8 protein-coding genes and 1 pseudogene are annotated in these 7,462 nt (G+C 41.7%); 8 read left to right on the top strand and 1 reads right to left on the bottom strand.

All coding sequences use genetic code 11. From position 1 onward, the window contains the following. Positions 1-3: 3 nt before the first annotated feature. Positions 4-1,425, bottom strand: coding sequence for a PTS transporter subunit EIIC (locus tag ACIPUA_RS00715; protein ID WP_449059187.1), 1,422 nt, complete (start codon positions 1,423-1,425; stop codon positions 4-6). A gap of 149 nt (positions 1,426-1,574) precedes the next feature. Between ACIPUA_RS00715 and ACIPUA_RS00720 the strand changes: the two genes are divergently transcribed. The 8 genes and pseudogenes from ACIPUA_RS00720 to ACIPUA_RS00755 form a co-directional block, all read left to right on the top strand. Further along, a complete protein-coding gene (locus ACIPUA_RS00720; protein WP_042846266.1) occupies positions 1,575-1,931 on the top strand; it encodes a YidH family protein in 357 nt (118 codons plus the stop codon). A gap of 8 nt (positions 1,932-1,939) precedes the next feature. After that, positions 1,940-2,239: a DUF202 domain-containing protein gene (locus tag ACIPUA_RS00725; RefSeq protein ID WP_042846268.1), complete on the top strand. Its 300-nt coding sequence runs from the start codon at positions 1,940-1,942 to the stop codon at positions 2,237-2,239. Positions 2,240-2,383: 144 nt separating this feature from the next. Next, the gene (locus ACIPUA_RS00730; protein WP_042846269.1) at positions 2,384-2,626 is read left to right on the top strand and encodes a YhdT family protein; all 243 of its coding nucleotides are present in this window, start codon (positions 2,384-2,386) and stop codon (positions 2,624-2,626) included. Beyond that, on the top strand, positions 2,616-4,070 hold the full coding sequence (panF, locus tag ACIPUA_RS00735) for a sodium/pantothenate symporter (RefSeq protein WP_042846270.1): 1,455 nt from the start codon (positions 2,616-2,618) through the stop codon (positions 4,068-4,070). Before ACIPUA_RS00730 ends, panF begins: the two co-directional genes overlap by 11 nt. Before the next feature lie 21 nt (positions 4,071-4,091). Then, the gene (gene prmA / locus ACIPUA_RS00740; protein ID WP_042846272.1) at positions 4,092-4,976 is read left to right on the top strand and encodes a 50S ribosomal protein L11 methyltransferase; all 885 of its coding nucleotides are present in this window, start codon (positions 4,092-4,094) and stop codon (positions 4,974-4,976) included. Between the two features lie 317 nt (positions 4,977-5,293). Beyond that, positions 5,294-6,277 carry a tRNA dihydrouridine synthase DusB gene (gene dusB, locus ACIPUA_RS00745; protein WP_004908195.1) on the top strand — a complete coding sequence of 328 codons (984 nt, stop codon included), beginning with the start codon at positions 5,294-5,296 and terminating at the stop codon, positions 6,275-6,277. A gap of 7 nt (positions 6,278-6,284) precedes the next feature. Further along, complete coding sequence (gene fis, locus ACIPUA_RS00750; RefSeq protein WP_004258438.1) at positions 6,285-6,581, top strand: DNA-binding transcriptional regulator Fis; 297 nt, start codon at positions 6,285-6,287, stop codon at positions 6,579-6,581. A gap of 494 nt (positions 6,582-7,075) precedes the next feature. Beyond that, a pseudogene (locus tag ACIPUA_RS00755) lies at positions 7,076-7,462 on the top strand (IS1 family transposase); the annotation flags it as partial.

A 7,462-nucleotide genomic window follows, 5' to 3' on the forward strand; every position in this document is an offset into this window, starting at 1 on the left:
TTTTTACTGGTACTTTCTGATACGTCCAACAACATAAGTCAATACGAAAGCAATACTCGCACCGACTAACCAACTAAAAATGTATTGGAGATATTTACCATCCGCTATCAGTGGTAGTGCGGATAGCCCTGCGGCTCCGACCCCATTGGCTGTTACATCCAATAAGACGATCATCATTCCCCCAAAACCAGCACCTATCGATCCTGTGATAAATGCAAAGCCTGCTGGGATGTTTACCCCAAAGATAGTCGGTTCACCTACGGCTAAAATACTGGTCGGGATAGCCCCTTTAGCGACACGTTTCATTACCGGATCTTTTGTCATTATCAAGACGGCAATTGCAGCGCCGACCATACCGGAATTACTCATGATTTGAATCGCAAATAACTGCGAACTTCCTGTTGCTTGAATTAATTCTAAATGGATAGGAATTAACCCTTGGTGTAAACCAAGAGAAATTAAAAATGGGAATAAAGAAGATAAGATAAAACCAGCCGCTAAGCCACCATGCTGTAAAATTCCGGACAATGAGCCTAAAATACCATTAGATACAACGCCAGCTACTGGCATAATACCAAATAGCAAAAGCGCAGTCATAATGATGATTGTCAACGTTGGGGTTGCAATAACATCTATCATACTCGGGATATAGCGGCGTAATCGCTTTTCTAACCAACAGCTAATCCAAACCGCAAAAATAACCCCAATTAACCCACCTTGTCCCGGAGTTAGTCCCAAAATAGCAACTTGAGGCGCAATCGTAATTGCCCCTAAAATCCCCCCTAAGATTTCAGTTCCCTTAAACTCTTTAGCAGCAAAAATACCGGTGAATACAGCTAGTAAGCTAAACAAGCCACTCGCAATAATCCCCATAATAGTACTTATTTCTAACAACCCTTGTTGTTGCAAAACCACTTGGGCTGCTGACATATTAGCGGTTGCTTGAATTCCCTGAGCTAGCGCCTCGGCATGTGCCGAGTTAACAATAATGTTATTGATCCCCATTAAAGTACCAGCAGCAATTAAGCCGGGTAATAATGGAACAAAAATATTCGCTATACTTCTTAGCACGGCTTTAACTGGCGTGTTTTTGTTTGGTTTATTTCTAGCGATTTCAGCTTTAGCTAATACATCGCTTTCAGGTTTATCATCCTGCAATACAGTGCTTTCAGAGTCCCCGTTAGATAGTAGTTGATTAATTGCGTCAGCAATATTGTTACATTTTCCCGGTCCGACAATCACTTGCAATGTTTCATCACTCACCACTCCTAGCACGCCAGGTAGTGCTTTCAAACCTGCAATATCCGCCTTTTCTTCATTTTTTAATGTCATTCTCACTCGAGTCATACAATTTGTGACGTGAATGAAATTTTCAGAACCGCCTGATAATTCTATAATTTTTTTTGATATTTTATCGAGATCCATAGATCCTCTCTTACGGTATAGTAAGGCAAAATGCTTTGTTATATTGTTATAACATTTAGATTAATATATCATCAGAAAAAGAAAGCCCACACTTACATTAATGTTTTGTGATTTTCTTCTCACTTTTTCTAAAAAAGATAGGAATTCCAATGACGATAAAAAAAGAAAACTGGAAAATACTTGGGAAAGCGCCGGATTACCGATTCACATTAGCTAACGAAAGAACATTTTTAGCCTGGATTAGAACAGCGTTGGCTTTTTTAGCTGGTGCAATTGCCATCGAACAACTATTTCAATCTATCGAATTTCCATGGATAAAAATGGCACTGGCATTAGTGCTCGCTGTGGCGGGTGGGCTGACCGCGGCGATGGCATTGTATCGCTGGAAACAAAACGAATTAGCAATGCGGCAAGATAAACCCCTTCAATACACTTCTTTTTTATTGTTAATTACATTGTTTATCATGACCGCAGCCTCTTTCGCACTCTTATATATTTTACTATAGGCAGTGCAATGCGAGACCCCGGACTACAACCAGAAAGAACACAGCAAGCTTGGAGCCGAACGCTACTCGTTTTAGCACTAAATATATTGCTATTTCTGCGTTCTGGGTTACTCAATCATTCATACCTAATGCTAACCGCAGCTGCGGCTGGCGCATTATTATTTTTGATCATTACATTCAAAAGACATAATGCATCTACCTCCCCTAAAATAGGATTAAAAATAAACAATTCTATATTCTTATTTTTTGCGTCATACACCCTTATTTTTATGTCTTTTATGCTGGTTATTAAGATTTTATCTACTTAATTTGACTTTATCTCTCAATATTTAGCTAAGTTCATCTTAAATAAATCACTGCCTTTAATCGCTTTTCTCTGAATTTTTCACACTCCACTCCCAGATTATCGTACAATCCCCGATTATTTTTGTGAGAATGAGGAGGAATAACGGATGGACAAACGTTTTCTTCAATCAAATAAAGAGGCCCGTTGGTCACTCTATTTAACGATAGCCTATATGATAGGCTGGGTTATTTGTGCATACCTTCCTAGCAATACGATGGGAGTTACTGGGTTACCATTATGGTTTGAATGGTCATGCCTAATTTTGCCCGTCATCTTTATTCTACTGTGTATTATGATGGTTAAGCTCATATTCAAAGATATCTCTCTGGAGGAGAATGATGCAGATTGAAGTTCTCCTACCATTAATCGGTTACCTTGCCCTCGTCTTTCTGTTATCAATTTATGCCTATAAAAAGCGGAAAACAGGCGAATTTCTGAATGAGTATTTCTTAGGTAATCGTTCCATGGGCGGTTTCGTCCTTGCAATGACAATTACCGCAACCTATATCAGTGCGAGTTCATTTATTGGAGGCCCTGGAGCCGCCTATAAATATGGTCTAGGTTGGGTACTTTTAGCGATGATCCAGCTACCGGCAATCTGGCTTTCCCTTGGCGTACTGGGTAAGAAATTTGCTATTTTAGCGCGCCGCTATAATGCAGTGACCCTTAACGATATGCTCTACGCTCGCTATCAAAGCCGCTTCTTAGTTTGGTTTGCAAGTGTTAGCCTACTCATTGCTTTTTTTGGCGCCATGACAGTGCAATTTATTGGCGGCGCAAGGCTATTAGAAACAGCAGCTGGTATCCCATATACCTATGGTTTGATAATTTTTGGGGTATCTATCGCCCTCTATACAGCTATTGGTGGCTTCAGAGCCAGCGTATTGAATGATGCATTGCAAGGGCTAGTTATGCTTATCGGGACAGTGATCCTACTTGTTGCCATCATTTACCATGCTGGTGGGCTCCCTACAGCCATCGAAAAGATGCATGCCATTGACCCTAAATTAGTGTCGCCCGAAGGGGCTGACGATATTCTGAGTGGGCCTTTCTTAGCTTCTTTTTGGGTTCTAGTCTGTTTTGGCGTGATTGGTTTACCCCACACCGCGGTGCGTTGTATTTCATACAAGGACAGCAAAGCTGTTCACCGAGGAATTATTTTAGGCACTATCGTGATGGCAATATTGATGTTTGGTATGCACTTTGCGGGTGCATTAGGGCGCGCAATTTTGCCTGATCTGACCATCCCTGACCAAGTGATACCAACATTGATGGTACAAGTCCTTCCTCCATTTGCCGCTGGGATTTTCTTAGCAGCACCGATGGCGGCAATTATGTCGACTATTAATGCTCAGCTCTTGCAGTCCTCAGCCACTATCGTAAAAGATATTTACCTCAATGCAGTGCCCACGCAAATTAAAAATGAGAAAAAACTGGCTCGGATCTCTAGCTGTTCTAGTTTGATCTTAGGGGCTTTGCTTTTGATCGCTGCGTGGAACCCACCTCAAATGATTATTTGGCTGAATTTATTAGCGTTTGGTGGTCTTGAAGCGGTTTTCTTGTGGCCATTAGTTCTTGGGCTATATTGGGAAAAAGCCAATGGTACAGGGGCAATTTGCGGTATGGTTGTCGGTGGCGTATGTTATGCCATTTTTGCTTCCTTTAAGATAGAACTTATGGGCTTTCACGCTATCGTTCCATCGCTAATTTTCAGCCTCATAGCCTTCTTGATAGGTAACTTTTTTGGCAAAAATCCAGTACAATTGCCCACAATTAAGACATCAACAAATTAGATTTTAACATAAGAGATAAATATGCCTTGGATACAGATCCGCATCAACTCAACAGGTCCACAAGCAGAAGCTCTTGGCGATGAACTCATCGAAACTGGGGCGGTATCCGTCACTTTTCAAGATAGCCATGATACCCCTGTTTTTGAGCCCCTACCTGGAGAAACTCGTCTTTGGGGTGATACTGACGTCATTGGTTTATATGATGCAGAAACCGACATGAAATGGGTGGTTTCTCAATTGGAAAATAGCCCTCTTCTTGGAACTGGGTTCATTCATAAAATCGAACAATTAGAAGATAAAGACTGGGAAAGAGAATGGATGGATAACTTCCACCCAATGCGCTTTGGTGAGCGTTTATGGATCTGCCCAAGTTGGCGCGATGTTCCGGACCCAACTGCCGTTAATGTCATGTTAGACCCAGGCTTAGCCTTCGGAACAGGGACCCACCCAACAACATCACTGTGTCTTCAATGGTTAGATAGCCTTGATCTCGAAGGGAAAACGGTAATCGACTTCGGATGCGGTTCGGGCATTTTGGCGATCGCAGCATTGAAACTAGGTGCCGCTCATGCCATTGGTATCGATATCGACCCTCAAGCTATTACTGCAAGTCGCGATAATGCGCAACGTAACGGCGTCTCCGAGCGTTTATCTCTCTACTTATCGAAAGACCAACCGGAAGCGCTACAAGCTGATGTCGTAGTTGCTAACATCCTTGCTGGCCCTCTACGTGAATTAGCCCCAATGATAAGCGTATTGCCTCGTGCAGGTGGTTTACTGGGTCTTTCTGGGGTATTAGCCACTCAAGCAGAAGGGGTTGCTGATGCTTATCGACCCATGTTTGAAATTGACCCTGTGGCTGAAAAAGATGAGTGGTGCCGTATTACCGGTGTCAAGCACTTTTGATGGCTTTTTTTATCAAAATTAGGGAATAATTCCTTTGAAAATAACGCCAGAATAGATTATCTTATAGCTCAAATATTGCTCAATAGCTGGTGATAATCTGTTCTGCACGAGATTTGAACAACGCAACAGTTATTTTAATAAATCGTTATCGAGTACGCTTAACTGTTTGTTAAATATAACTAATTTTTTAGTTGCTAGAATGCAAGATAAAAAAATTAGTGATAAATAACCGTTTGCTCAAAGTTTGTCCTTTCATATCTCGTAAAAAATGCGTAATATACGCGCCCTTGCAGTCACAGTATGGCCCCCATTTAGTTATGCGAATCGGACAATATCAGTTGAGAAACTGTCTTATTGCTGCCCCAATGGCTGGCATTACAGATAAACCTTTTAGGTCACTCTGTTATGACATGGGCGCAGGTATGACGGTATCAGAAATGCTTTCTTCTAACCCTCAGGTTTGGAAGACAGACAAATCTAGGCTCAGAATGGTTCATCGTGATGAACTTGGGGTACGTTCCGTTCAAATAGCTGGCAATGATCCCGATGAGATGGCTGCTGCTGCTCAAATTAATGTTGAGAGTGGCGCTCAAATTATCGATATCAATATGGGCTGTCCAGCTAAAAAAGTGAATCGTAAGCTTGCAGGTTCTGCACTGCTACGTTATCCAGAAATCGTTAAGTCGATTCTAGAAGGTGTCGTAAAAGCAGTGGATGTACCTGTTACTCTTAAGATCCGCACAGGTTGGTCACCTGAAGAGCGAAACTGCATAGAAATTGCCAAATTGGCCGAAGATTGCGGCATTCAAGCACTCACCATTCACGGCAGAACTAGAGCCTGTCTGTTTAATGGGGAAGCTGAATATGACAATATTCGGGCAGTTAAGCAGACTGTTACCATTCCGGTTATTGCCAATGGCGACATTACTGACCCGCTAAAAGCCAGGGCTGTTTTGGACTACACAGGGGCTGATGCCTTGATGGTAGGACGAGCGGCTCAGGGAAGACCATGGATCTTCCGGGAAATCCAGCATTATCTGGACACAGGTGAAATATTGCCACCGATGCCAATGGCAGAGGTACAACGCATTATGCTAGCGCATGTACAGGAATTGCACGACTTTTATGGTCAAGGCAAAGGAGCCCGTATAGCGCGCAAACATGTTTCTTGGTACTTAAAGGAACATGCACCTGATGACCAGTTTCGGCGCTCATTCAACACCATTGAGGATGCCAGCGAACAGCTGGAGGTGTTGGAAGCATTTTTTGAAAATTTTTGCGTAAATAAAGATAAGAGCTGACAGAACTATGTTCGAACAACGCGTAAATTCTGACGTACTAACCGTTGCTACTGTAAATTCACAAGATCAAGTAACTCAAAAACCGTTACGTGATTCAGTCAAGCAAGCACTGAAGAACTATTTTGCTCAATTAAATAATCAAGATGTTAACGATTTATATGAGCTGGTATTGGCTGAGGTAGAACAGCCTTTGTTGGACATGGTTATGCAATATACCCGTGGAAACCAGACCCGTGCAGCCCTGATGATGGGTATCAACCGCGGTACTCTGCGTAAGAAACTGAAAAAATACGGCATGAACTAATCCTAGTCGGTTAATGCAGTGTTTTTACAGGCACCTTCTATATTTTAGAAGGTGCCTTTTTGTTTAAATGACTGGGCACCAGAAACGCCACAGTACTGCGACGCATGCGGCTAGTATATTTTACTCTTCTATTGCAGGTATTTAGCATTTCTCATTAAATACACAAAATGTACTGCTCTAGACTAACCTAGCTTTACTCCCTACCAGTTAAATTACCATTCCCCCCAATGCCCTTTCAATCCCTAAAAGCCCCTATAAACTTATACTTCACTCACCTATTTTATTAGATAACCTATTTTATTCCCTGTTAACCCTAGGTTGATTTAACTTAAATATAATAAATTTAAATAGCCTCAATAAATCACATCATCTAAAATATAATAATAAATACTATATTCAGTAAATAAAATTCACAGTGCGCTTACCATCACAGCGGTCATGTATTCAATCCGGTGATTAACCTGTAATATAGGGTAATTTATCGGAGAATATTCATGGCTAAAGTCGATGTAAGGTGCCCATTTTGTCAACAAACGCTCCCAGTGAAAAAACATGGATTAGGTAGCACTGGTCATCAACGTTATCGTTGCCAAGATTGCTGCCGAAGCTTCCAACTCGATTATAAATATCGTGCTTGCCAACCCGGAACTAAAGATAAAATTATCGACCTCACGATGAATAATGCCGGTATTCGTGATACTGCTAGGGCCCTTCATATCAGCATTAATGCGGTTGTTCGTACTTTAAAAAACTCTCGCCGAAGCAGGTAACGTCTTTACCGCTTGATAATTTGCACATTGAACTCCTTTGTGAAGTCGATGAACAGTGGTCTTTTGTGGCTAATAAGAAACAACAACGCTGGCTTTGGTATGCCTGGGAAC

The organism is Providencia sp. AGC89, assembly GCF_053543535.1.

Coding starts and splice junctions, on each gene's coding strand:
- ACIPUA_RS00715 (WP_449059187.1), bottom strand. CDS start 1,425: ATGGATCTCGATAAAATATCAAAAAAAATTATAGAATTATCAGGCGGT.
- ACIPUA_RS00720 (WP_042846266.1), top strand. CDS start 1,575: ATGACGATAAAAAAAGAAAACTGGAAAATACTTGGGAAAGCGCCGGAT.
- ACIPUA_RS00725 (WP_042846268.1), top strand. CDS start 1,940: ATGCGAGACCCCGGACTACAACCAGAAAGAACACAGCAAGCTTGGAGC.
- ACIPUA_RS00730 (WP_042846269.1), top strand. CDS start 2,384: ATGGACAAACGTTTTCTTCAATCAAATAAAGAGGCCCGTTGGTCACTC.
- panF (WP_042846270.1), top strand. CDS start 2,616: ATGCAGATTGAAGTTCTCCTACCATTAATCGGTTACCTTGCCCTCGTC.
- prmA (WP_042846272.1), top strand. CDS start 4,092: ATGCCTTGGATACAGATCCGCATCAACTCAACAGGTCCACAAGCAGAA.
- dusB (WP_004908195.1), top strand. CDS start 5,294: ATGCGAATCGGACAATATCAGTTGAGAAACTGTCTTATTGCTGCCCCA.
- fis (WP_004258438.1), top strand. CDS start 6,285: ATGTTCGAACAACGCGTAAATTCTGACGTACTAACCGTTGCTACTGTA.